Origin of the sequence: Treponema ruminis (assembly GCF_014201975.1) — a bacterium.
GTDB classification, from domain to species: Bacteria; Spirochaetota; Spirochaetia; order Treponematales; family Treponemataceae; genus Treponema_D; species Treponema_D ruminis.
Genome location: NZ_JACHFQ010000001.1, coordinates 108209 through 132032, shown reverse-complemented (window position 1 = coordinate 132032; position 23824 = coordinate 108209). Strand labels below are relative to the sequence as shown.

Annotated in this window: 15 protein-coding genes; 10 read left to right on the top strand and 5 right to left on the bottom strand. The window is 46.8% G+C overall.

Annotated elements, in window-relative coordinates; translation table 11 throughout:
• Positions 1 to 11 precede the first annotated feature (11 nt).
• Complete coding sequence (locus tag HNP76_RS00535) at positions 12 to 2930, top strand: tetratricopeptide repeat protein (protein ID WP_184656383.1); 2919 nt, start codon at positions 12 to 14, stop codon at positions 2928 to 2930.
• Positions 2931 to 3013: 83 nt separating this feature from the next.
• Here the strand turns inward: HNP76_RS00535 and HNP76_RS00530 are convergent, their stop codons facing one another.
• Together HNP76_RS00530 and murJ are read right to left on the bottom strand one after the other, a co-directional pair.
• Complete coding sequence (locus tag HNP76_RS00530; protein WP_184656381.1) at positions 3014 to 4162, bottom strand: M24 family metallopeptidase; 1149 nt, start codon at positions 4160 to 4162, stop codon at positions 3014 to 3016.
• A 14-nt stretch (positions 4163 to 4176) separates the two neighbouring features.
• Positions 4177 to 5811: a murein biosynthesis integral membrane protein MurJ gene (gene murJ, locus HNP76_RS00525; protein ID WP_184656379.1), complete on the bottom strand. Its 1635-nt coding sequence runs from the start codon at positions 5809 to 5811 to the stop codon at positions 4177 to 4179.
• A gap of 78 nt (positions 5812 to 5889) precedes the next feature.
• On the opposite strand from murJ, the gene HNP76_RS00520 reads away from it, so the two are divergent.
• The 4 genes from HNP76_RS00520 to HNP76_RS00505 all read left to right on the top strand — a co-directional run bounded on the left by HNP76_RS00520 (position 5890) and on the right by HNP76_RS00505 (position 10521).
• The gene (locus HNP76_RS00520) at positions 5890 to 6657 is read left to right on the top strand and encodes an SDR family NAD(P)-dependent oxidoreductase (RefSeq protein WP_184656377.1); all 768 of its coding nucleotides are present in this window, start codon (positions 5890 to 5892) and stop codon (positions 6655 to 6657) included.
• Between the two features lie 23 nt (positions 6658 to 6680).
• Complete coding sequence (gene pepF, locus HNP76_RS00515; RefSeq protein WP_184656375.1) at positions 6681 to 8477, top strand: oligoendopeptidase F; 1797 nt, start codon at positions 6681 to 6683, stop codon at positions 8475 to 8477.
• Positions 8478 to 8550: 73 nt separating this feature from the next.
• The gene (gene add, locus HNP76_RS00510) at positions 8551 to 9564 is read left to right on the top strand and encodes an adenosine deaminase (protein ID WP_184656373.1); all 1014 of its coding nucleotides are present in this window, start codon (positions 8551 to 8553) and stop codon (positions 9562 to 9564) included.
• Positions 9565 to 9567: 3 nt separating this feature from the next.
• On the top strand, positions 9568 to 10521 hold the full coding sequence (locus HNP76_RS00505; RefSeq protein ID WP_184656371.1) for a hypothetical protein: 954 nt from the start codon (positions 9568 to 9570) through the stop codon (positions 10519 to 10521).
• Here HNP76_RS00505 and HNP76_RS14550 read toward each other — a convergent pair.
• Complete coding sequence (locus tag HNP76_RS14550) at positions 10502 to 12559, bottom strand: tRNA uridine-5-carboxymethylaminomethyl modification enzyme MnmG/GidA (RefSeq protein WP_184656369.1); 2058 nt, start codon at positions 12557 to 12559, stop codon at positions 10502 to 10504. The two genes, HNP76_RS00505 and HNP76_RS14550, sit on opposite strands and share 20 nt — an antisense overlap.
• Before the next feature lie 138 nt (positions 12560 to 12697).
• Between HNP76_RS14550 and HNP76_RS00495 the strand changes: the two genes are divergently transcribed.
• The 5 genes from HNP76_RS00495 to galE all read left to right on the top strand — a co-directional run bounded on the left by HNP76_RS00495 (position 12698) and on the right by galE (position 21308).
• On the top strand, positions 12698 to 14059 hold the full coding sequence (locus tag HNP76_RS00495) for an SH3 domain-containing protein (protein ID WP_184656367.1): 1362 nt from the start codon (positions 12698 to 12700) through the stop codon (positions 14057 to 14059).
• Positions 14060 to 14073: 14 nt separating this feature from the next.
• Complete coding sequence (gene abc-f / locus HNP76_RS00490; RefSeq protein WP_184656365.1) at positions 14074 to 16071, top strand: ribosomal protection-like ABC-F family protein; 1998 nt, start codon at positions 14074 to 14076, stop codon at positions 16069 to 16071.
• Between the two features lie 235 nt (positions 16072 to 16306).
• Complete coding sequence (locus tag HNP76_RS00485) at positions 16307 to 18205, top strand: EAL domain-containing protein (protein WP_184656363.1); 1899 nt, start codon at positions 16307 to 16309, stop codon at positions 18203 to 18205.
• 17 nt (positions 18206 to 18222) lie between these two features.
• Entirely contained in the window at positions 18223 to 20301 is a 2079-nt protein-coding gene (locus HNP76_RS00480) for a methyl-accepting chemotaxis protein (protein WP_184656361.1), read from the top strand.
• A gap of 32 nt (positions 20302 to 20333) precedes the next feature.
• Positions 20334 to 21308, top strand: a complete 975-nt coding sequence (galE, locus tag HNP76_RS00475; RefSeq protein ID WP_184656360.1) for a UDP-glucose 4-epimerase GalE — start codon at positions 20334 to 20336, stop codon at positions 21306 to 21308.
• A gap of 89 nt (positions 21309 to 21397) precedes the next feature.
• Here galE and HNP76_RS00470 read toward each other — a convergent pair whose 3' ends face one another.
• The gene (locus HNP76_RS00470) at positions 21398 to 21748 is read right to left on the bottom strand and encodes a PqqD family protein (RefSeq protein WP_184656359.1); all 351 of its coding nucleotides are present in this window, start codon (positions 21746 to 21748) and stop codon (positions 21398 to 21400) included.
• A 15-nt stretch (positions 21749 to 21763) separates the two neighbouring features.
• Entirely contained in the window at positions 21764 to 23647 is a 1884-nt protein-coding gene (locus tag HNP76_RS00465; protein ID WP_184656358.1) for an OPT family oligopeptide transporter, read from the bottom strand.
• Between the last annotated feature and the right edge of the window lie 177 nt (positions 23648 to 23824).

Genomic DNA, 23824 nt, shown 5'->3' with positions numbered 1-23824 from the left:
GAGATAAAATTATGTCAGATTCAAACACAATGTTGGAACGCGCAAAATCAGCGTTGCTTGCCCATGATTACAATCTTGCGGCAAAAATCTATAAGAATTTGATTCTTGAAGAACCTGAAAATATAGACTATAAAATGCAGCTTGGTAATCTTTACGTTAAGGCTGGTAAAGACGACCAGGCTTTAACCCTTTTTAAACAGGTCGAAAAAGCTGACGATGAAAATCTTGACGTTTTGGTCGCAATCTCCGGAGTCTACCGCCGCCAGAAAAGGTATGAAGAATCTGTCGCCTTTCTTGAGCAGGCCCTTGTAATCTGCGAGTCAAATCCTAAGTCGCGGGCAAAAATTTCTTACAACCTCGGTTTCACCTATCGTCAGATGGGAAATTATGAGGAAGCCATAAAGTGCTTTGAGGAAGTCGTTGATGAAAATCCGTCCGACGTTCTTGCAAACAACCACCTGGGCGCAATCTATGCCCTGCAGGGAAATCACGGAAAGGCAATCGAAGCCTACAACCGCGGATTGAAATATGACCCCAACCATCCGATTCTTCAGTTCAACATTGCCAAAAGTTATGCGGAAATCGGTGAGACGGCAAAGGCTCAGAGCTGCTTTGAAGGTGCCCTCCGCGCAAAACCGGGCTGGACGGAAGCAATCGAGGCTTATGCTGACTTGCTTTTGGGCGAAAACAAGGTCGCTGAGGCTGACACAGTCGTAAGCCAGGCCCTTGAGCTTTATCCTGATGATGTAAAAATGCACACGGCCAAGGGTAACGTCTATAACCGCCAGAGCATTTTTGACCACGCGGAAACTGAATTCAAAAAAGCCCTTGATGTTGATGAAAACTACAAGAACGCCCTCACAGGTCTTGCGACTTCCCTTGAAAAGCAGGAAAAATATGATGAGGCTGTCGAGACGATTTCTAAGGCCGAAAAACTCAATCCAACTGACGTGCGAATCATGAAGCAGGCGGCTCACATCCATCTTTCTGCTGACAAACTTGAATCTGCATACGAAAGAATCGTCAAGCTTCAGAAACTCATTAAAAACGACGTACAGATTGTCAACCTTCTCGGCCAGTACTATATTTGCAAGGATGATCCTAAAAAGGCAGAGGAATGTTTTGCAAACATCAAGAAACTGAATCCTGATTACAACGAAGTTTACCGTGACTGGGCTGAGCGTTTCATTCAGAAGGGTGACGACAAAAAAGCTGAGCCATATCTCCATGCCGCAATTCAGAAGAATCCTGTTGATTCTACGGCCATGGTTCACTTGGGAAAACTCTACGAAAGACAGAATCAGCTTGGAAAAGCCCTGCAGTTCTACAAAAAGGCAAGTTCTGCGGATGAATTCAACAGCCTTTCACGCCTTTCTTCCGAGCGAATTCTTGGAAGCGATGAAAAGATGGCAAATCTTGATTCGGAAGGATTTTTCTCAAAGGCAATTGATTATGATTCGATTTTCTCAGGCGGAAAATTTGAGTCTCCAGTTGAGGGTGCTCCTGTTTCAGATGCTCTTGAGGCAGACAAGGAAGAACTGAATTCAGTCGTGCCGGAAGATTTGATTTCTGATGCCGGTGAAATTTCCCTTGCGGAGAATGACGCTCAGTTTGGCGACGATATTCTTGAAATCCCTGAGGAAGTTGAAAAGCCTATTGATAGCGACGAGGAATTTAATTTCGATCAGTTTGGCATGGAAAAGCTGGCTGATAAAAATTCTGATTCCGAGGATGTCGGTTCTGTCGCTACTTTAATAGAAAGCAATGAAAACGCATTTGAGTCAGCTGATTCTTCTGATTTCGACGAGCTTATCGATGACGGTGCTCCGATTGACGAGGAAGATGCCGTTGAGCCTGCATTTGAGCCTCTTCCAGATGGAACTGAATATATAGAAGATTCAAATCCTGACTATGCAGCAGCTTCATCTTATGCTCCAAATCAGGGGGCTGCTTCAAATTCTCCTTCCGAAGATGATTACAGTTCAAGCGTTGAAGTCGAGACTCCGAGTGCCCAGAAGCGGGAAATTTCTGAGGAATCTCTGGACCAGCTTGAAGCCCAGATAAAGCGAGCCTCAGAGCTTGCAGAAAAGGCAAATTATGCTGCTGAAAGTGCATGGGAGGCTGCAACTCAGGCTGCGGATGCGGCACAGGCGGCTGAAGAAGCAAAGAAATATCCTTCGGACCCTCTGGATGCTGAGGAACCGGCAGCTACGGCTGATCCATTGGTAGGACTTTCAATCGAAGAGCGGCTTGAGGAAGAAATGTCGGAAGATGAATCCCTTGCCGATTCTGACTTGCTTGCAGCAGATGAACTTCTCAATGAAGATGATATTCCTGATGTCGAATCTGAGGACGACATTTTGGACGATATTCCAGATTATTTGCAGGAAGATGAGCAAGAAAAACTTGCAGAATCTGAAGAAACAGAGGAAAATGGAAGTATATCAGGAGAGGAAAAGCCGGAGGATAAAATGGAAGAAATTGCCTCAGAAAAACAAGTTCCAAAAGTTGACGACCTCACATTGCGTCGTGCAATCGATATGCTTCCTTCAATCATTGCAGCAATCGAAGACCGTAGCGTAATTTACAGATTCCGCGCATTCCTCTCAATGTTCAAAACTTTGCGGGAAATGCTTGAATACTTGCCGACAGAGCAGCGCCACGAGTTCATGACGAGCCGAAACCGCCTGCTTTTGGATTACGTCATTTCAAAACTTTCGGGTAAGCCTGGCTTGTTTGCAACCACCAAGGCCCTTCTCCGCTCAGGCTTGATTCACGAAAATCCTGAAAACAAGGCGAGCGAAAAAGAGGGCATCGAGCTGGTTAAGGAAGTTCTTGGTAATCTCCGCGAGTTGAGCATGAGCCTGGAGGATGAAACACTCCGCGAGGTTCTCAACGCAGAGGCCGATACACTCGAAAAGGCTATTTAGAAATCAGCGGATAAAAGAAAACGAGCTTCATTTGGAGCTCGTTTTTTTTATGCATTTTGCCCTTTTCTAAAAGCTCTGCCCGATTATATTCTGATAATCTTTGAGTGTGTGATGACCTCATTGCCTTCTTCGGTGATGAGGACGTCGTTTTCAAGCCGAACGCCGCCCAGTTCCGGGTCGTAAAGGCCTGGTTCCAGAGTGACAATCATGCCTGGCTTAAAGAGAAGGTCGTCGGGGTGCTTTGGCGTTACCCTCGGGAACTCGTGGATTTCAAGACCGATTCCGTGCCCCAGAGTGTGGGGCATTGACCTCTTTGCCTTTGAGAAGACTAAATCAGCTGCTTCGGCTGCTTTTTTTATCGGTGAGCCTGCCTTGTAGAGAGGAAGTGCCTGTTCAGCGGCTTTTTCTACGAGAGAAATGAGTTCTTCCTGCTTGGCGTTGAGAGGACCTTTTGCAACTGTGAGAGTTGTGTCGCTTGTGTAGCCTTCATAGACAACGCCGAAATCGAGGATTGAAAGCCCTTGAGCCGGCCAGGGGGCGTTTGTGTAGCCCGGGAAAGCGTGGATTGCATAGCTTCGAGCAGGTCCTGCTGCCAAAGTGTCAAATCCTGTGCGCTCGCAGCCGCATTTTCGCAGTTCTGATTCAATCAAAAGTGCAACATCGCTTTCTTTCTGGAGCCAGTTTTCGCGGATTCCCCGCTCGATTTCCGAGATAATCCAGTCACCGACCCGGCAGGCTTCTTTGGTGCACTCGATTTCGTATTCATCTTTTGTGCAGCGCATGTCTACGACGAAATCATGCGTGCTGTTTTCGCGGCAAAGAACGTCCCAGCCTTCAAGGGCATCAACATACTGCAAGAAAAGCGGGTAGGGGGTGCTTGGCGGAATTTCGACCTTGAGCCGCTTTGATTTGAGTCTGAATGATTTGAGGACTTCTTTTACAGCCCGAATATTTCGCCGCTCATATTTGTTGTAGGGCAAAATTTCGATGTCGACGGCACGTTCCTTTGCAAGATTTTCATCCCAGGGAATGAGGGCGCATTTTCCGTTCTGCGCGATGATGAAAAGCGCGTCTGTCGGGTGGCCTGTGAAATATCGTACGGCAGGATTGCGGCGCTCCTCACAGTCTTCAAAAACAGCTGCCGTGATGCTGTTTTCCGTCATGTAGGCAAGGAGCTTTTCCCTGCGAGCCGAATAGATTTTTTTAAGTTCTTCTTTTGTGTATTCCTTCATGATATTTTTCCTTTCTATCTGTGTTTGAATTTCCTGATTATTACCCTTACGATTTCATCTTTCGTAATCACAAGCATTGCCACGCCTGCAATCGCGAAAACCATTGCACAGGCGAAGACTGGTACGCCGAAGTCAATCAGTCTTCCTCTGCCTGCAAAAACCGGGTTCAAGGCGTTTCTTACGAAGAAGGTTGGAACTGCGGCGATTAGTGAAAAAACAATCAGCTTTAGCGAGTAGAAAATCGTTCCCTTGGTGACTGCCTTTACATCGAGATTTTGATTTTTCTTCAAGAAGATGAAAAGCGCGACCGTGTTTGCAAAGCTTGCGATTGAAAGTGCCAGCGCGATTCCGGCTCCCGTTCCGTCATTTCTGAATGTGACGACTGCAACTGCAAGCGCGATGTTTACCGCAAAACCGAAAATTCCCGCTACTGTCGGAGATTTTGTGTTTCCCTGGGCATAGAAAGCCGGTGAAATGATTCGGTTGAGCGCGATGAAAAAAAGACCTGCGATGTGCATTCTGAAAGCCACCAGCGTTAGGCGGACTGATTCATCTGAGAATTTCTTTGACTTGTAGACGAGCGAAATGATTTCTTCGCCGCAGACGAGTGAGAAAAAAGTGACCGGAATCGAAATCAGAGCCATGATTTTTGAAGCCTGAATCAGCATGGCGTTGAAGTCAGCCCACATTTCTTTTTTGGCAAGACCGCTCAAATCTGGCAGAATTACAGTTCCGATTGAAACTGCGAAAATTCCTAAAATCAATTCCTGAAGACGAAGCGAATATTGCAGGGACGAGACGATTCCAGTGCCAGCCTTTCCTGCAAGGGCTGTTGAAACGACATCGTTGAGCTGGTATGCCGCCATTCCGATAATGGTCGGAACAATCAGCTTCATTACCCGCCTTGTGCCCGGATTCGTGAAAGCCTTTTTGAGCGTGGTGAAGTGAAAAGTCCAGCCTGTTTTGAGAACGAAGGGAAGCTGAAAGAGGGCCTGAACGCAGCCGCCAGAAATAACGCCGATTGACATTGCACGGGCCGCCATCTGAGCTTTTACTTCGCTGTCTTCGATATTGCCGGTGAGAATCGGCGTGAGGATGTAAGTTGCCGCGATTACGACCGAATTGAAAAGAACCGGCGTGAAGCCTGAAGGAGAAAAAATCTTTACGCCGTTCAAGACTCCCTGAAAGAAAGCCGCAATCGAAATGACCACGAGGTAAGGAAACATGATCCTGGTGAGGATTGTGGTCTCGGCGAGCAGGCTTTTGTCGTCGTTATCAAGAAAAATCCTGACAATCAGCGGAGTGAGAAGGATTCCTGCCAGAACGACACAAGTTGTCAGAAATGAAATCAGCGTGATTGTCGCGCTCAAAAAATCGTGGATAGTCTGTTTGCCCTCGCTTGAGTCAGAATCTTCAAGATAGCCCTTGAAAGTCGGAATAAAGGCAACGGAAATCGCATTTTCAGCAAAAAGACGGCGCAAAAGGTTTGGAATCATAAAGGCAATTCCAAAGGCATCGGCATATTTTGAAGTTCCCAGGAAAGCCGCCTTTGTCATTTCGCGCACAAGACCTAAAATGCGTGAACAAAGCGTAAAAAATGAAAGTGAAAGCCCGGCACTAAGCAGCGAGCGTGATTTTTTAGATGACATGGGGATATTATAGCGAATATTTTTTCCATATAAAAGCAAAAGTTGACGGAATGAAATGTGTATTTTACAATTACTGGCATGAATGTATTGATTACCGGGGCATCCGGTGGAATTGGGGCGGAACTGGCCCGGCTTTTTGCGAAGGACGGCTATAATCTTCTTCTTGTTGCCCGCCGGCTTGAAAAACTGAATGAACTTAAGGCTGAACTTGAAGCAGAATTTCAAATTCAGGTAACGACATTTGCTCAGGATTTAAGCACGATTGATTCTGCAAAGAACGTATTTGATTTTGCCAGTGCGCAGAATCTTTCAATCGATATTCTTGTGAATAATGCCGGCTTCGGAGATTTCGGCTTGTTTGCCCAAAGCAATCTGCAAAAACTCCAGCAGATGATTCAACTGAATATTGCCTCCCTCACTGATCTTACTCATTATTTTCTTCCCCAGATGATTTCCCGAAAAAAGGGAAAGATTCTTAATGTCGCTTCAATTGCATCATTTATGCCAGGACCCAAAATGGCTGTCTATTATGCGACAAAAGCCTATGTCCGCTCATTTTCAGAAGCGCTTTCTGTCGAGCTCAAAGGAACCGGCATTAGTGTAACCGCCCTTTGTCCTGGTCCTGTTACGACAGATTTCTGGGAGCGGGCAGAAGCGGGTTCTTCAAGCCTTTTCAAGCATTTACTATTTGCGGACTGCAAAAAAGTCGCCAGATACGCTTACAAACGATTAATGAAAGGCAAAGTTCTTGCAATCCCATACCTTTCAACCAGATTTTTTGTTCTGCTCGTTAAATTTCTCCCGGCTTCTTTGGTCAGAAATTTAATCTATGCAGTGCAAAAATAAGGTAAATGTTGTATAATGCTTACATGGCTAAAAATACAATTCCTACACGAAACGAAGTCCCTGCAAGCGACAAATGGGACTTGTCTACCTTATATAAATCTGACGAAGACTGGGAAAAGGCTCTTTCTTCTATTAAACCGCTCACAGAAAAGGTTGTGGCTTTCAAGGGCAAGATGGGCTCTTCTTCGGATTCCCTGCTCGGCTGCCTCAAGGCTAACGAGGCTCTTGAAAAGGTAATCGAGACCGTCTACAACTACGCTTCACTCCAGCACACCGCTGATGAAAGCGATTCGGCTGCCCAGGACCGTGAAGGCCGGGCTATGATGGCTTATGCCGCAGCCGAGAGCGAAACTTCTTTCTTCTCGCCGGAACTCATGTCAATTCCAGACGAAAAAATCAATTCTTGGCTCAATTTGCCGGAATTTGCTGATTACAAAATCTTCTTGCAGAAGGAGCTTCATCACAAGCCGTACATTTTGAGCGAAAAGGAAGAGAGAATCCTTTCCCTTCAGGCAGAAAGCGGCCAGACTGCGGACAAGGCTTTCTCCCTGCTCACGAACGTTGACCTTCAGTTTGAGGCCGTAAATGCAGACGGCGAGGAAAAGCCCCTAACCCAGAGCACTTTCACGACTTTCCTTCACAATCCAGACCGCTCTGTCCGAGAAAAGGCTTACAAAAATTTCTACAAGGAATTCGTAAAGCACGAAAACACAATCGCCTCTCTTTATGCAGGAAGCGTAAATCAGGACATTTTCCAGGCACGCGCCCGGGGCTACAAGTCTTCCCTCGAAGCTGCCCTCTACGGAAACAAGGTTCCTGAGTCAGTTTACCGAAATCTCATCGACACGGTTCACAAAAATCTTCCGACCCTGCACAAATATTATTCACTCCGCAAAAAAGTCCTCGGCGTTTCAGAACTCCGCCACTATGACGTTTATGTTCCTCTTGTAAAGGACGTTGAGTGCAAGACAAGCTACGACGAAGCTGTTGAAATCTGCCGTAATGCGCTCAAGCCACTCGGAAAGGAATACACTGACATCCTCTGCGACGGCCTCAAAAACGGCTGGGTTGACCGCTACGAAAACAAGGGAAAGAGAAGCGGCGCATTTTCTTCGGGCTGCTACACAGGCTACCCATACATTCTCTTGAACTACAAGGACGACGTAATCCGCGACGTGTTCACTATGGCTCACGAGGGCGGTCACTCAATGCACAGCTATTATTCTGCCCATAACAATCCATTCATGTGCTACAACTACACGATTTTCGAGGCTGAGGTCGCTTCAACTTTCAACGAGGAACTTGTCTTTGAGTATCTCTTGAAGGAAGCAAAATCGCCTGAAATGAAGGCTTATCTTCTTTCAATGCGGGCTGACGACATTCTTGCCACCCTGCACCGCCAGACAATGTTCGCCGAATTTGAGCTTAAGGCACACGAACTTGTCGAAGCTGGCACTCCTCTTTCAGCCCAGGTCTTGCGAAAAATCTACCGCGAGCTTTTGGAGCAGTATTTCGGAAGCGAAATGCACTTTGAGGACGAAAGCGACATGGAAGGATTGCGCATTCCTCACTTCTACAACGCATTCTACGTCTACAAGTACGCCACAGGAATTTCTGCAGCCCTTGCCCTTGCAAAACGCGTCACTCAGGGCGGAGATGCAGAGCGGGAGGACTACTTCAAGTTCCTCAAGAGCGGTGGAAGCCGATATCCGATTGAAAGCCTCAAGGTCGCCGGCGTTGACATGAGCACGACTGAGCCTGTTCAGGCAGCCCTCGACGTATTTGCGGATTTGGTTAAGGAACTTGAGCAGTCTCTATAAATTCTTTAACTTTTCCGTGGAATCTGCCGATATTTAAGTTAGAATAAAAATTGAATTCTAATGGGGCTGGTGAATGAATAAATCAGAATTTTACAAGTTTTTCAAGGACATTCCAAAGGCGGAGCTTCATATCCATATTGAAGCCGTAATGAGTCGCGAGACAATTAAAAAACTTTATCTCAAAAAGAACGGTGTTGAATTTTCTGACTCTGAGATTAAAAAGCTTTTTTCTTATTCTGATTTAAACGGGTTCATTGCCGCTTTCCTTAAAGTTCAGGATTTGTTTACAGAAGTCTCTGATTTTGACTTAATTTTCGACGATTTGAAGAATTATCTCGTCCGCAACGGCGTCGTCCACTGCGAAGCTTTCTTTGCTCCATCTGCTTTCATCAAAAAAGGCTTCGACTATGCTGAAATGACAAAGAATTTCGAAAAGAACCTCAAAAAAATCAAGAAAGAGACCGGAATTACCGTCTGGCTTTTGGGCGATGTTTCACGCACATTCGGTCTTGAAAACGCCGAGAACAACTACAAAATGTTCAAGGAGCATCCTTTCGAGGGCTTTATCGGAATCGGTTTGGGCGGAGCAGAGCAGAAAGGTCCTTCAAAAGATTTCGGACCAGTCTTTGAAAAAGCCCTTGCTGACAAATATCACGCTGTAGCACATGCAGGTGAGGATGTCGGCCCTGAGTCAATCTGGGACGCCCTTCGAATCTGCCACGCCGAGCGAATCGGTCACGGAATCACATCAGTTCAGGATCCTGAGCTGGTAAAATACGTCCGCGACAATAAAATCCCGATTGAAGTTTGTCCGACAAGCAATGTCTTCACAAAAAAATACGTCAAAAAAATGGCCGAGCACCCGGTTAGAGAGATGTTTGATAAAGGAATTCCGGTTACAATCGCAACTGATGACCCGATTTTCTTTGGTGCCGAGCTTTTGGACGAATACTGGAACCTTTATTCAAAACTCCACTTCTCAAAGAAGGACATGAAGCAGATTATCCTCAACAGTTTCGAAGATTCTTTCCTTTCTGATGAGCAGAAAACTAACTTCAAGAATAAGGTTGAGGAAAGCTGGAAGTAAATCTTGGCAGGAATCTCTGACTTCATTAAGATAGCAAAAATTGACTCTTGCAAGCATCTCAGTTCCGGCATGCGCTACGACTCTTTTGTCCACTGGGCCGGTTTTATCATTCCGAATTTTCAGGAGAAGCTTCTAAAAGATCCTGGAAGCGTGGATGATCTGGCATTTCGCAAAGAAGTTTTTTCCTATATCAATCTGCGCGTTGGAACCCCTCACGACCTTTTTCTTCTCTTTTGTCATGCGATTTCAGAAAGCGTGAGCGAAAACGTAAAGGTCCTCAACGGCACGGTCAATGTTGACTTGCTTTCAAATTTAAATAATCCCTCTGATTTTATCGATGCGATTAAAAAGAGCTGCGAAAAGTATCAGGACAAAGTTACGGTCAGACCATATCTGGGCCTGGATTCAAACAGCGAGAAGCACATAAACCTGGCCACGATGCTTTTGGAAAGCGGAATTTTTGCCGGAATCGAGCTTTACGGAACCGCCTTTGCCGAAAAACCGGAAAAATTTCTTACGATTTTTAAAACTGCCCGAAAACTGAACATCGAATCAAGAATCGGCAGCCTGGGCTTCAGAAATTTCACTGACAGGGAATCGATTCTGGAGATTGTTCAGAATTTGCAGCCCAGCGTGATTTTGAATCCCAACATCGTGATTAAAAAAGACAATCTCCTGATTTTTAAAGACGGAAAGATTTTGCCGGAAGTCATAAATTTCTTGAAAACAAACAATATCCGCACCGAGTTCAGCCCGGCTCCCTTCCTTTCAAAGCAGAATTCCGAAGAAAAAACGCGTGTAATCCGTGAATTCGCCGAAAAAGGCCTGGACTTCAAGCTCTGCAGCGAAGACATGCTCTTCCTGAATAAGTCCCTGAGCGAATTCGCAGCCGATTTGTGCAACACCGGCGTTTTCACTCAGGAAGAACTTGTCGAAATTATTTCAAATAGACCATAAGCAGCATAATGTCAGAGTTTCGGATTCCTGAAATCCTGCTTGCCTGACCGAGAGTGAGAGGGCGGACGGCTTCGAGCTTCTGGCGGCTTTCGCCTGAAAGGGCTGGGATTTTTCCGTAATCAAAATCTGCCGGAATGTGGAAATGCTCCATTTTGTGCATTTTTGCGACCCGCGCGTCCTGCTTTTCTATGTAATACTTGTATTTTGCGTCTTCCTGGGCGATTTCCCAGACGATTGCAGGGAAGCCAGGGTTTTCAGCATCTGCCTTTTTGAGAAGGATTTCCGTTGCTTCCTCAACCTGCTGGTATTTGAGCTTTGTCGCCTCAAACTGGGCTTGGGTTTTGATTCCAACCTTAAATGCCTTTTCTGCAAGCCGGCGGTCTGCCGTGTCGTGGCGGAGCTTTAGGCGGTACTCTGCGCGGGCTGTGAACATTCGGTAAGGCTCTTTTGTTCCGAGGGTAACCAGATCGTCAATAAGAACGCCGATGTATGCTTCATCCCGACCCAAAATCAAAGGCTCGTATTCCGGAATCTTGTGGAAATTCTCATTTCCCTGCTGTTTCTGGAAGTCTTCGAGAAGCGAGTTGACCGCGTGAGTTTCCTTTTCTGAAATTTCTGCAAAGTGCTTGATTTCTTCGAGGGTAAAGTGTGATTTGAAAGCAAAGGCGTTTGGCTCTGCGCTTGCCGGGACCTGACCCATTCCAGATTTTGCCATGCAGAGGCTTCCGCACTTTTCCTTGTGGCTTCGGGCGTAAAGGGCAGCGTTGATTCCTGCGACCAGGCCCTGTCCTGCTGCTTCCTCGTAGCCTGAAGTTCCGTTAATCTGACCTGCGTTAAAAAGGCCTGCGACACGTTTTGTTTCAAGCGAAGGGAAAAGCTGGGTCGGCTCAACGTAATCGTATTCAACGGCATAGCCCGGGCGGGCTACATGGCAGTTTTCAAAGCCGGGAAGGGTGCGCAAAAATGCGTCCTGAACTTCTTCCGGCAGGCTTGAAGAAAGACCGTTGAGGTAGATTTCATCGGTTGCAAGGCTTTCCGGCTCAACGAAAAGCTGGTGTCGTTCACGCTCGGCAAAGCGCATTACCTTGTCTTCGATTGAAGGACAGTAGCGCGGACCGATACCGTGGATTTTTCCCGAGTAAAGTGGTGAGCGGCCGATATTTTCGCGGATGATTTCGTGAGTTTTTGCGTTTGTGTAGACTAAGTGGCATGGAACCTGAGGGCGTGTAACTTCTTCGTCTTCAAAAGAGAATGGAACGATTACGTCGTCTCCTGCCTGAATCTCAAGGCTTGAAAAATCGACCGTGTGCTTCAAGATTCTAGGCGGAGTTCCTGTCTTTAAGCGGCCTGTCGTAAAGCCCAGTCGGTTGAGTGACTGGGTGAGGCCAAAGGCTGCCTGCTCGCCGATTCGACCGCATGGAGCATCGTATTCGCCGATGAAGATTCTTCCGCCCAGAAAAGTTCCTGTAGTAAGGACGACAGAACGAACTGGAATCAATCTTCCTCGTTCCGTGACGACGGCCGTAATTTTCTGTCTTTTACCGTTCTTTGCGGCTTCTGTTAAAACGTCTTTTTCTGTAAATTCACCCGGAATCTGACCTGACTGGGCGCTTTCGGCTGGTGGAAGCGGAGTCTCGCTTTCTGTTGTGAGCAAATCTACAACTGTGTCCATGAGGGTAAAAAGATTTGGCGTAGTTTCAACAGTCTGGCGGGCAAGGCTTGAATAAAGGAGCTTGTCTGCCTGACTTCGAGGAGCCTGAACCGCAGGACCGCGGCTTTTATTCAGCATTCGGAACTGAATCATTGATTTGTCGATGAGCTTTCCCATTTCGCCGCCGAGGGCATCGATTTCGCGCACGATGTTGCCTTTTGCAATTCCACCGATTGAAGGATTGCAGCTCATTCGTGAGATTGAGTCGACAGTCTGAGTAATGAGAAGTGTTTTGAGTCCCATGCGGGCAGAAGCAAGTGCCGCCTCAATTCCGGCATGACCGCCGCCAACGACAGCCACGTCATAAAAATCATAAAATCCAGCCATAGTAGAAAGATTATAATGAAAAAGTGACGATGTTGAAAGAGCAGGCGTTGCGGGTAGCGTAAAAGCGTAGCTTTGTAGCGAGGGGGGAGACTTCCCTCTGTGTACTCTGTGGGATTTTTTCTATATAATAGTTTCACTATGTCTAAGAAAATTTTTCTTCTGATTACAGCTTCCCTTTTGATAGGGCTTTTTTCATCTTGTGGCAAAAATCTTGGTTACAGCGTGCTTTTGTGGAGCAATTCTGAGCATGAAATTGCTGACGGCACGATTTTGAAGGTGCACATCAAGTCTAATATTTCTCAGGTTTATGTCGTTTCTCTTCCCGGCGTAAAGGAAAATTTTGAGGTTCCCCTCTGGCAGCTTACCGAACCGGAAAGCAAGTCAAAGGCCCTCAAGCAGCAGAAGCGGTTTTCTGAATTTGAGCACACTTATGCCAGCGTAAAGCTCGACGGTCTTCCAATCCGCTCCGATGCCGTCAACACTTCAAAACAGGTTTACCGTCTGCGAGAAGGTGAAGTCATCCGCTGTCTTTATCGTGGAGCCGGTGCTGCCGTAACTAACGGAAAGGGCAACATGGAAGGCGAGTGGCTCCGAGTCCTCACAGAGACCGGCACTTACGGCTGGTGCTTCTCACACAATCTGGCTCTTTTTCAGGCGGAAGGTTTCGACGTTTCGGCAGAAAAGCAAGATTCTTCTATTAAAATGGATGATTTGAAGGGCGAAAACAGCGGCGACCGGGCAATCATCACGGCTTTAATTTCAAAAAAATGGTACCCGGAAAGCTTTGCCAACATGATTAAGGTCGGACGAATCGACATCAACCGCATGAACCCAAGCTACGGATTTTCTTTCGGCATCAATCTGGAAGAAAACGCCCAGCCTGATTTTACAGGTACTGCAGTCCTCAACACGGAAACTGCAGGCGGAAGCTGGCCATACACTGACATCGTAAAAAAAGCCGAAAAGGAATACGAATTTACTGGCAGCAAGCTCAAGATGTCTATCCGCGGTGCAAATTCAAACACGATGATTCTTCAGTACATGGAAAAGGGCCGCACAAAGCAGGAGACCCTCATCGCCCTCGAAGAAGACATTGATTCCCTGATTGAAAACGAGCTTGCCCGCCGCCAGACAGAACTCAAGCGCATTGCTTCTGCCGGTCCGGTTTTCAAAAGCTCGAACTACGGCACAATCAAATTCAACAACGAGAACAGCGTGACATGGACGAATTACAAGCTTTTGCAGCCGTCCATCATCTCAAACAAGGCAATCGGCTCAGTCACAGTCACTCTTGATTACTTCATCTCGAACTCACTCAAATCTTCTTACGACGGCGTAATCACGATGCACTTTACCGGCATGGAAGAGGGCGTAAACTTCCTCTACAAGCTCACGGACACTGGCCTCCGCCTGGAAGACGCTTCGAAGGCTCCGCTCAAAGATGGCGTTGTCACAGCCCGAAGCGCAAGTCCGATGATTTTATTCTTTGAAAAAAAATAGGTTAGTAAAAAATTATGGCATTCGTACAATTCAGCAAAGTGTCGCTGGCTTTCGGCGACCGCGATATTTTAAAAGATGTTTCCGTAAACCTTGCCGCAGGTAGCAAGGCAGCCCTCACCGGCGCAAACGGAACAGGTAAATCAACCCTCATAAAAGTAATGGCAGGTCTTGTCGCTCCTGATGACGGAACCCGCGCAGTCTCAAAAGATGCCCGAATCGCATACCTTCCTCAGAGCGGCCTTACCCACCACGGACGCACTTTACGCGAAGAAGCCGACAAGGCTTTTGATTTCGGCTACAAGCTTCAGGAAGAACTCGACAAAATCGGCGATGACTTAAAGGCAGGCGTCGGAAATCAAAAAGTCCTTCTAGAACGCCACGACCAGATTCTCACTGAAATGGAAAATTCCGGCTTCAACAGGCGCGAAGTTACGGCAGAACAGATTTTAATTGGTCTGGGCTTTTCCCACGACGACCTGGACCGCAACTGTGAGGAATTTTCCGGCGGATGGCAGATGCGAATTGCCCTTGCAAAGTCGCTCATGGTCAACCCGGACATTCTCCTTCTCGACGAGCCGACCAACTACCTCGACATCGAAGCCCGCGAATGGCTTGAAAAGTTCCTCAACAATTATTCGGGCGGCTTTTTGCTCGTAAGCCACGACCGCTACTTCCTCGACCACACAATCAATGAAGTCTACGAGCTTTTTAACGGCGACCTTCACCGCTATCCGGGCAATTTCACTCACTACGAAAAAGTCCGCGAAGTTGAGCTTGAAACTTTAATCAAGGAATACGAAAAGCAGCAGGAAGAAATCCGCCATTTACAGGAATTCATCGACCGCTTCGGCTACAAGGCAAGCAAGGCGGCTCAGGCTCAGGAAAGGCAGAAAATGCTCGACAAAATCCTTGAGCACGAAATCGTAATTCCGGAAAGCCTCAAAAAGATTCACTTTAAGTTTCCGGCCGCTCCGCATTCAGGCAGGCTTGTCGCAACCCTCGAAGGAGTCACAAAATCTTACGACGGAGAGCACAAAGTCCTCAACAATCTAGACCTTCTGCTGGAAAACGGTGACCGGCTTGTCGTTGCAGGTCACAACGGTGCCGGAAAATCGACCCTTCTTCGAATCCTTGCCGGAGTTGACCCGGATTTTGAAGGAAGCGTAAAGCTGGGCGCAGGCGTTTCAATCGGCTACTTCTCTCAAGATAACGCCGAAAGCCTCAAGGGAAGCGAAAGCATACTCGAATGTGTCGAAAGGGACGCTCCTCTGGAACTGATTCCCCGCCTCCGTGACATGCTGGGCGCCTTCCTCTTCCGCGGTGACGACGTTTTCAAGAGCATTGACGTGCTTTCCGGCGGTGAAAAATCCCGTGTAGCCCTTCTCAAGCTCCTTTTGAAGCCGGTAAACCTTCTGATTCTCGACGAACCGACCAACCACCTCGACATGCACTCAAAGGACGTCCTTCTCGAAGCCCTCAAGGATTTCGGCGGCACGGTAATTTTCGTAAGCCACGACCGGGGATTCATCGAAGAGCTTTCAACCCGAGTCCTTGAGCTCAAGCCGGGGCTCTTCCGCACTTTCCCCGGCGACTACCGCTATTACATGGAGCGTCTCGAACGGGAGGCAAACGGCGAAGAAATCAGCAAAGAGGGGGAAAGCCTTCCCCCTGGTTCGCACTCCGTTGCTCACACACCCCCTTCTCCTAGTGACTCCGTCCCTAAAACCCCGGTTGATGAATCCAAGTCCTCAGCCCGCCTTTCTTACGAAGAAAAGAAAAAACTGGAGGCAGAACGCCGTAAGGCTGAAAAGCGCGTGAGCCAGATTGAGGAAGAAATCGCCAGGGTTGAGGAAGAAAAATCAATCGAAGAAAATAAAATGGCAAATCCAGAAGTCTACTCGAACGGCGAAAAGGCCAAGGCCGTACAGGCAAAGATTTCCGAGCTTTCTTCAAAACTCGACGAGCTTAACGCCGCCTGGGAAGAAGCCGCAATGGCTTTGGAAGAATTTTAGGTTGAATGTAGAGTTTCACTGGCGGAAAATTCAAAAAAGACGGTCGGAGTCGGAGTTCTGGCACGAAATCGCCTGAGCTATGCTCACTGCGATGTTCGGGACAGGTTTCCGACGGGAGACCGTCTTTTTTGCTTTATCCAATAGATTTAAAACTCGATATTCGACCTGATATTTCCCTTGCGAAAATTCAGAATATGACGGATAATTGAATCTAACTTAAAATTGAGAGGGTTTTATGTGGGATTATAGTTTCGTCCTTCCAGATTTTATTATTCTCTATATCTTTTTAGTCTATTTTTTTGCACACCCGCGTCTGCCAATCAAACTGAATCATTCCTTTCTTCGTGTCATAATCGTAGATTTCTGTGCCATTTTTTTTGATACTTTTTCAACCCTTGCCCTTGAAAACTCCGTGCATTTCTCACCCTTTATCCTCCGCGTCCTCAATAGCTTTTACTTCATCTTCTTTATATTCCGAATATTTTCTTTCTTCATATTTACTGAAGATGCCTGTGGAGTCAGGCGGCGGCGCAAGTCTCTGATACGCATTTTATCATTCGCCGTCTTCCTGCTTTTTGAGGCAATTGCCGTCTCCAACCTCTTCTATGATGTTATTTTTTCAATTTCGCCGGAAGGCATTTATTCAAGGGCACCTTATTATGATTCAATTTACGTCTGTGCTGCCTTTTTCATCATTTTTTCTTTTATCTGCATAGCCCTTTACCGCAAAAAGCTCAATCCTTTTGCAAATTTCGCCCTCTTTGCCGTAAATTTCACCATGCTTGTCGGATATGTTTTAAGGATTCTTCTTCCAACATATCTGATTATGAATCTTTTTACCCTGATTGCAATCATCATCATATTCATAAGCTTTGAAAATCCGGTTCTTTACCTGGCCGGAAAAGCAAACGCATTCAACAAAAAGGCTTTTTACTCGCTTTTCCTGGAATTTGACGAAAAAGATTCGCCCCTTGTGCTGGGCTTTGTAATCAACAATTACAACGAGCTCCGTGAAGTCTACAGCGGCAAGCAGATGGACCGGGGAATTTCCCTGATCTGCCAGTATTTTGCCAGAACTTATCCAAACCTTGTCCGCTTTTACCTGCATGACGGCCGCTTCGTTTTTGTTGGCCGCGACAATACTCAGACCGAAAAGCTGAAAAAGGAAATCTCCGAGCGTTTCAAAAAATCCTGGTCTGCCGGAAAGGATGTCGAAATCTTCCTTGAACCCAAATTCGTTCAGATTGCCCCGGATGTAAGCTTCAGAACGGCTGAAAAAATCGCCAAGTCTATCTTTGTCGGTCTTAAAGAAGCCGAAAAGCTGGACAACCTGAGCATCATGATAAACCGGGAAACCTTAATCACAATCGAAGAAAACATTTTGATTAAGCGTCACGTTGAAAAGGCTGTTGAGTCAAACAGGGTAGAAATGTTCCTGCAGCCATTGATGAGCAGCCGCAATTACAGGCTTATCGGAGCCGAAGCCCTTGCCCGAATCCGTGACGAAGAGGGCAATCTGATTCCGCCGGTTAAGTTCATTCCAATCGCCGAAAAGAACGGCCGAATCAGCGTGCTGGGTGAGCAGATGTTTGAGCAGGCCTGCAAATTCATTCACGACCACGACATCGATAAAATGGGACTGGACTGGATTAATGTCAATCTGTCACCGATTCAGTTTTTGCGCCCGGACTTAAACGAAAGATTTACTTCAATTCTCGAAAAATACGGAGTCCCTGCCGAAAAGATTCATCTTGAAATCACCGAAGAGACCATGATTGACTACACCCTCCTTAAAAAACAGATTCAGGAGATGCAGAATTCAGGCTTCCAGTTTGTTCTTGACGATTACGGAAGCGGATATTCAAACGTAAGCAGAATCAAAAAATGTCCTTTCATAAACATCAAGCTGGATATGGAGCTTGTGCGCGACTATTTCAAGGAACGCGACACCTTCCTGCCTCATATGGTCCAGGCTTTTAAACAGATGAAATTTACGGTAACGGCTGAGGGCGTTGAAACTCTGGAAATGGTTGAAGCCATGAAAAAAATCGGTTGTGATTATCTTCAGGGCTTCTATTTCTCACAGCCATTGCCAGCTGAGGAATTTGCGAAGACTTACGGAAACAACATGTAGCATCAGGAGGTCAACTTATGTTTACCATCAAAAAGAAAATCATCTTTTCCAATCTCGGAGTTGTGATTGCGGCCAGTGCCTTGATTGCGATTCCTGTTATCCGAATGCAGACATCTTCAATAGAAGAAAGCGTCACCAGCAACGCTCATGCCCAGGGAGCTCAGGCTACGGCAAAAATCAATTCTTTCCTGCTCAAGCCTATGACAATCGTAAACGACATGGCGGTCTTTGTGGCTTCTCATGAAATCGAAAAAGAAGAAACTCAGGACGCTTTTGACGATGCAATCAAGGGAGATTCTGCACTTTACTCGCTCTATTTTTCCGATACGGTTCCAATGAAAGACGGCGGAATCATGTATTCAAACGACAAATGGGAGCCGGGCGAAGATTATGACAAGTCCAGCCGGGAATGGTACCAGAAGGGCATAAGAACCCTTACCCCGGCTGTCACTGAGCCTTACGTTGACGCTGACACCAGACAGCCGGTCACGACCATTGCCCGAGCGGTTCAGAAAAAGGGAGCAAATTACGGTGTAGTTGCAATCGACATCCTGCTCGGTGACTTGACCGACCTCATTTCAGAGACAAGGCTGTCAAAATCCGGGGAATCTTTCATTCTTGATGCCAACGGAAATTACCTCACGAATTCTGATTCAAGCAAGATTCTGGTTGCGAATTTCTACAATGATTTTCCGGGCATGGCGGCTTACAAAAACGAAATTTCAGGCGACAAGGCTTTTGTAAATCTTTATGCGGGCGGTGGAAAATATTTTCTTGCCCAGAAGATTTCGGATGCGACCGGCTGGACTTTCGTTTCAATCGGCCCTTCAAACGAACTTACGGCCCAGCTCCGGGGTAGCGTCACTCTTATCCTGATTCTGCTTGCGGTCGTACTTGGTGTTTCAGTTCTTGCGGCAATCGGTGTTTCCCTTCCCATTATCAAGCCAATCCATACGGTTGATGTGGCCGTCAATGAAATTGCTTCGGGTAATGCTGATTTGACAAGGCGAATCAAAATCTCGACAAAAGATGAAATCGGCAGTCTGGTCGGCGGCTTTAATAAATTCGTCGAAAAATTGCAGGATATCGTTTCTCAGATTAAGACTACCCGGGACGAGCTTGGATATGCAGAAAATGACCTTCAGGACAGCGTTTCGGACGTTTCTTCTGCGATTGACCAGATTATTACCAACATCAGCAGCGTGGACGACCAGATGAGTGCCCAGGCAAACGCCGTTTCCCAGACTTCTGCGGCGGTTGCGGAGATTGCCGAAAACATCAATTCCCTCGAAAGGATGATTGAAAATCAGTCCCGCGGCGTAACCCAGGCTTCTACTGCCGTCGAGGAGATGATCGGAAATATTTCTTCTGTAAACGGCTCTGTTGCAAGAATGGCCAGCACTTTCGACCAGCTTTCACAGAATGCGGAAACAGGCGTCGAGCAGCAGAAAAAGGTTGAGGAGCAAATTATTTCTGTTTCCGAGCAGTCAAAAGCCCTTCAGGATGCAAACAAGGCGATTGAGGATGTCGCAAGCCAGACAAATCTTCTTGCAATGAATGCGGCGATTGAGGCGGCTCATGCTGGCGAGGCAGGAAAGGGCTTTGCGGTCGTCGCTGATGAAATCCGTAAGCTTTCAGAAACATCTGCGGCCCAGTCAAAGAAAATTTCCGCTGAGCTTACAAAAATCAGCTCAACGATTGCAACAGTCGTCGAGTCTTCAAAATTGAGCAGCGTCAGCTTCAGGCAGGTCAACGAGCAGATTATCAGCACGGACCAGCTTGTAAGGCAGATTCGTGCGGCAATGGAAGAGCAGCAGGTCGGAAGCCAGCAGATTGTCGATTCCCTCAAAGTTATGAATGACGGAACCAGCGAAGTCCGGGTTGCAGGTCATGAAATGGCGGAAGGAAACCAGCTGATTCTCGACGAAATCCACAACTTGCAGGAATCAACCGGCGTAATCAAGGAAAGTGTAAGCGAAATGTCAGCCGGAGCCGAAGAAATCCGAAAGACAGGCAATAAGCTTTCTGAAATTTCTAACATGATGAAGAAGTCCGTTCTTGCAATTGGCAAAGAAATAGATTTATTTAACTCTTGATTTGTGATATAGTGTCAGCGACAGGAGACTACATGAAAGTTTTAGTAATTGGCGGAGCCGGATATATCGGCAGCCACGTTGTTAAGGAATTGATGGCTAACGGCCACAAAGTTACAGTTTTTGACAATCTCTCAAGCGGTTTGCGTGAAAATCTTTTTAAGGAAAATGATTTTATCTACGGAAACATTTTGATTGAGCGTGATTTGGACCAGGCTTTTGCCCGCGGTTTCGATGCTTTCGTTCACCTAGCGGCTTTTAAGGCAGCTGGCGAATCAATGGTTGAGCCGGAAAAATACTCAATCAACAACATCACAGGCACCCTCAACATCATGAACGCAGCCACAAAGCACAAGTGCAATATCATGATTTTCTCTTCAAGTGCGGCAACATTCGGTGAGCCACAGTATCTCCCGATGGACGAAAATCATCCTCAGAATCCAATCAACTACTACGGATTTACCAAGCTTGAAATCGAGCGCTTCATGGAATGGTACGACAAAATCCGCGGCCTCAAATTTGCCGCTTTGCGCTACTTCAACGCAGCAGGCTACGATCCTGAGGGCGTAATCACAGGTCTTGAGCAGAAGCCTGAAAATCTTTTGCCACGTGTAATGGAAGCAGCCTTGGGCATGCGTGAACTTAAAATCTTCGGCACTGACTACGACACACGCGACGGCACCTGTATCCGCGACTACATCCACGTCACAGATTTGGCACGCGCTCACGTCATGGCATTGGACTACATCGCAAAGAACGGAAAGAGCCTCAAGCTCAATCTGGGAACAGAAAAGGGCACAACCGTAAAGGAAATCATCGACGCAGCCCGAAGAATCAGCGGCAAGCCAATCCCTGCAGAAGAAGCACCTCGCCGCCCGGGTGATCCTGCAAGCCTCTACGCAAAATACGATCTTGCAAAAGAGCTGCTCGGTTGGGAGCCAAAATATTCCGACGTAGACACACTGGTTGAGACAACCTGGAGAGCATACAACAAAAATCACGTCCTGTGATTTTTGTTGTTACGAGAAAATTCTGTTCACCTAAAGGCAAACAGAATTTTCTCTCTTTGCTTTTGTCCTGCATCCATGCAGGGTATTTTTTATTGTCTTACAACAAACTTGTGTATTTCCAGTGTATTCAAAAAATGCACTACCCGGTTCAGCATTTTTTCGCTTTCATCCGGGAAGGCTTCTTTCATCTTTTGAAGAACGTCGTTTACTGTAGACTGTCCGTCAAGTGCAAGCCAGACTTTTGTGCCGTATTTATCCAGCGCAATGTGGCTTATTCGAGGACGCTTGAAAAATTTCTGTGCGACGGCGTTGAAAAATCCTCTGTTTTCCATATCGACTTCTACAAGGCCGTCTTCCCGCAACCTCCAGGGACTGTCTCCGCTCCGAACGAAAACAATATCCATGTAGTTTGCAGGAAGTTTTTTTGTTTTTTCTTTCATACTCTATTCAAACGCTTAGTTTGACTTTTTCTTGTTGCGTGTGAAGAATACAATCGAAGCCAAAAGCAATGCGAAGAATACTACGCCGCCGATGTTTCCAAGTACGCCGCCCAAGCTGAGAGTTTCGAGCAATGATTTTCCGTTTGAAAGTGGAACGATTGCGAATACAGCGAGAAGAATTCCGATAAGGCCTTCACCAGCGATGAGACCAGAACCGTAAAGAATGCCTTTTTCTGTAATTTCTTTTCCTTCATCACCCTTGCGGTCAAAGAATGCACGGAGCAAGCCGCCTGCAAAGATAGGTACAGAAAGGTGGATTGGAAGGTAAAGACCGATTGCAACAGGAAGAACAGGGATGTTAATCAATTCAAGAGCGATTGCAATTCCAACGCCTGCAAGAACGAGAATCCATGGCAAGTTTCCGCCCATTACGCCCTCAACGACCATCTTCATCAAAGTAGCCTGTGGAGCAGGAAGTTCTTTTGAACCGAATCCCCATGCTGCGTCGAGAAGGTACATGATTCCACCGATTGCGAGTGCTGAAACAACACAGCCGACAAGCTCACCGAGCTGCTGGTTGCGTGGAGTTGCACCTACGATGTAACCAGTCTTCAAGTCCTGAGAAATGTCACCAGCCATACAAGCGATGATACAGATGATTGTTCCGATACAGATTGCGCTTGTCATGCCTGCAACGCCAGTGTGTCCTGTTGATTTGAGAAGGGCTGTAGCGATGATCAATGTTGCAATTGCCATGCCAGAAACAGGGTTGTTTGAAGAACCAACGAGACCGACCATGCGGCTTGAAACTGTAGCGAAGAAGAATCCGAAGATTACGATGATGAGTGCGCCCAAAAGTCCGACCGGAATTGCCGGCAAGAGCCAGATTACGATTACGATAAGGAGTGCGCCGATCAAAAGTCCCTTCATTGGAAGGTCGCGGTTTGTTCGCTCTTCAACAGCTTCCTTGTGACCAAAGCCGCCGATTGCCTTTTTGAAAGTATTAACGATAGTCGGGAATGACTTAATCAGGCTGATGATACCGCCTGCTGCAACTGCACCAGCACCAACGTAGCGGATGTATGTGCTCCAGATTCCCCATGCGCCCATTTCTGAAACAGGTTTGATTGAAGGAGCGAAAATTGAATCAGCACCGAAGAAGTTGATCAAAGGAATTACAACGAACCAGCCCAAAATTCCGCCGGCGAACATATATGAAGAAATTTTCTTTCCACAGATATAGCCGACACTTGCGAGAGCCGGGAGAACGTCTGCACCAAAGCCTGTTCCAAGTTTTTTGATGCTCCAGTCGATTTCTGAAGGGAAGAGGCAGAGACCGTCAGCGATGAATTTGTACAAAGCTGAAATTCCGAGTCCTGAGAATACGATTTTTGACTTTTCGCCGCCTTCTTCACCTGCAAGGAGAACTTCTGCACAAGCAGTTCCCTCAGGGAAAGGCAAAACTCCGTGCTCCTCAACGATGAGTGCTGAGCGAAGCGGAACCATGAAAATGAGGCCGAGAACAGCCGCACAGAGGGCGATGATTGCAATTACCCAGAATGATGGTTTTGAAATGCTGTCACTTTCTTTAGCCCACATGAAGAGAGCCGGCAAAGTGAAGATTGCACCTGCAGCCAGAGACTCACCGGCAGAACCGATTGTCTGAACCATGTTGTTCTCAAGGATTGAATCGCGCTTCATGATGATGCGGATGATGCCCATTGAAAGAACGGCAGCAGGAATTGAAGCCGAGACGGTCATGCCGACCCGGAGACCCAAGTAAGCGTTTGCCGCACCGAAGAGCACGGCAAGGATAATTCCGAGACCGATTGAAACCGGAGTAATCTCAGGCAGCACGCGGTCAGCGGAAATGAAAGGTTTGAATGATTTTTCTTCCATAAAAAGAAAATCTCCAACTAGAGCATAGGATTTAAAAAACTGACAAACTCGGTTTAAATGTTTAAATAGATAAACCAAACCATTATACTCTAATAAGGGATTTTTTTAAAGCAAAAAGATAGTGTTACTATCAATAGTATCGAAAAGGCAAAATCTTCCGCTAAAAGATGCTGCGGT

Coding starts and splice junctions, on each gene's coding strand:
- HNP76_RS00535 (WP_184656383.1), top strand. CDS start 12: ATGTCAGATTCAAACACAATGTTGGAACGCGCAAAATCAGCGTTGCTT.
- HNP76_RS00530 (WP_184656381.1), bottom strand. CDS start 4,162: ATGAAGGAATACACAAAAGAAGAACTTAAAAAAATCTATTCGGCTCGC.
- murJ (WP_184656379.1), bottom strand. CDS start 5,811: ATGTCATCTAAAAAATCACGCTCGCTGCTTAGTGCCGGGCTTTCACTT.
- HNP76_RS00520 (WP_184656377.1), top strand. CDS start 5,890: ATGAATGTATTGATTACCGGGGCATCCGGTGGAATTGGGGCGGAACTG.
- pepF (WP_184656375.1), top strand. CDS start 6,681: ATGGCTAAAAATACAATTCCTACACGAAACGAAGTCCCTGCAAGCGAC.
- add (WP_184656373.1), top strand. CDS start 8,551: ATGAATAAATCAGAATTTTACAAGTTTTTCAAGGACATTCCAAAGGCG.
- HNP76_RS14550 (WP_184656369.1), bottom strand. CDS start 12,559: ATGGCTGGATTTTATGATTTTTATGACGTGGCTGTCGTTGGCGGCGGT.
- HNP76_RS00495 (WP_184656367.1), top strand. CDS start 12,698: ATGTCTAAGAAAATTTTTCTTCTGATTACAGCTTCCCTTTTGATAGGG.
- abc-f (WP_184656365.1), top strand. CDS start 14,074: ATGGCATTCGTACAATTCAGCAAAGTGTCGCTGGCTTTCGGCGACCGC.
- HNP76_RS00485 (WP_184656363.1), top strand. CDS start 16,307: ATGTGGGATTATAGTTTCGTCCTTCCAGATTTTATTATTCTCTATATC.
- HNP76_RS00480 (WP_184656361.1), top strand. CDS start 18,223: ATGTTTACCATCAAAAAGAAAATCATCTTTTCCAATCTCGGAGTTGTG.
- galE (WP_184656360.1), top strand. CDS start 20,334: ATGAAAGTTTTAGTAATTGGCGGAGCCGGATATATCGGCAGCCACGTT.
- HNP76_RS00470 (WP_184656359.1), bottom strand. CDS start 21,748: ATGAAAGAAAAAACAAAAAAACTTCCTGCAAACTACATGGATATTGTT.
- HNP76_RS00465 (WP_184656358.1), bottom strand. CDS start 23,647: ATGGAAGAAAAATCATTCAAACCTTTCATTTCCGCTGACCGCGTGCTG.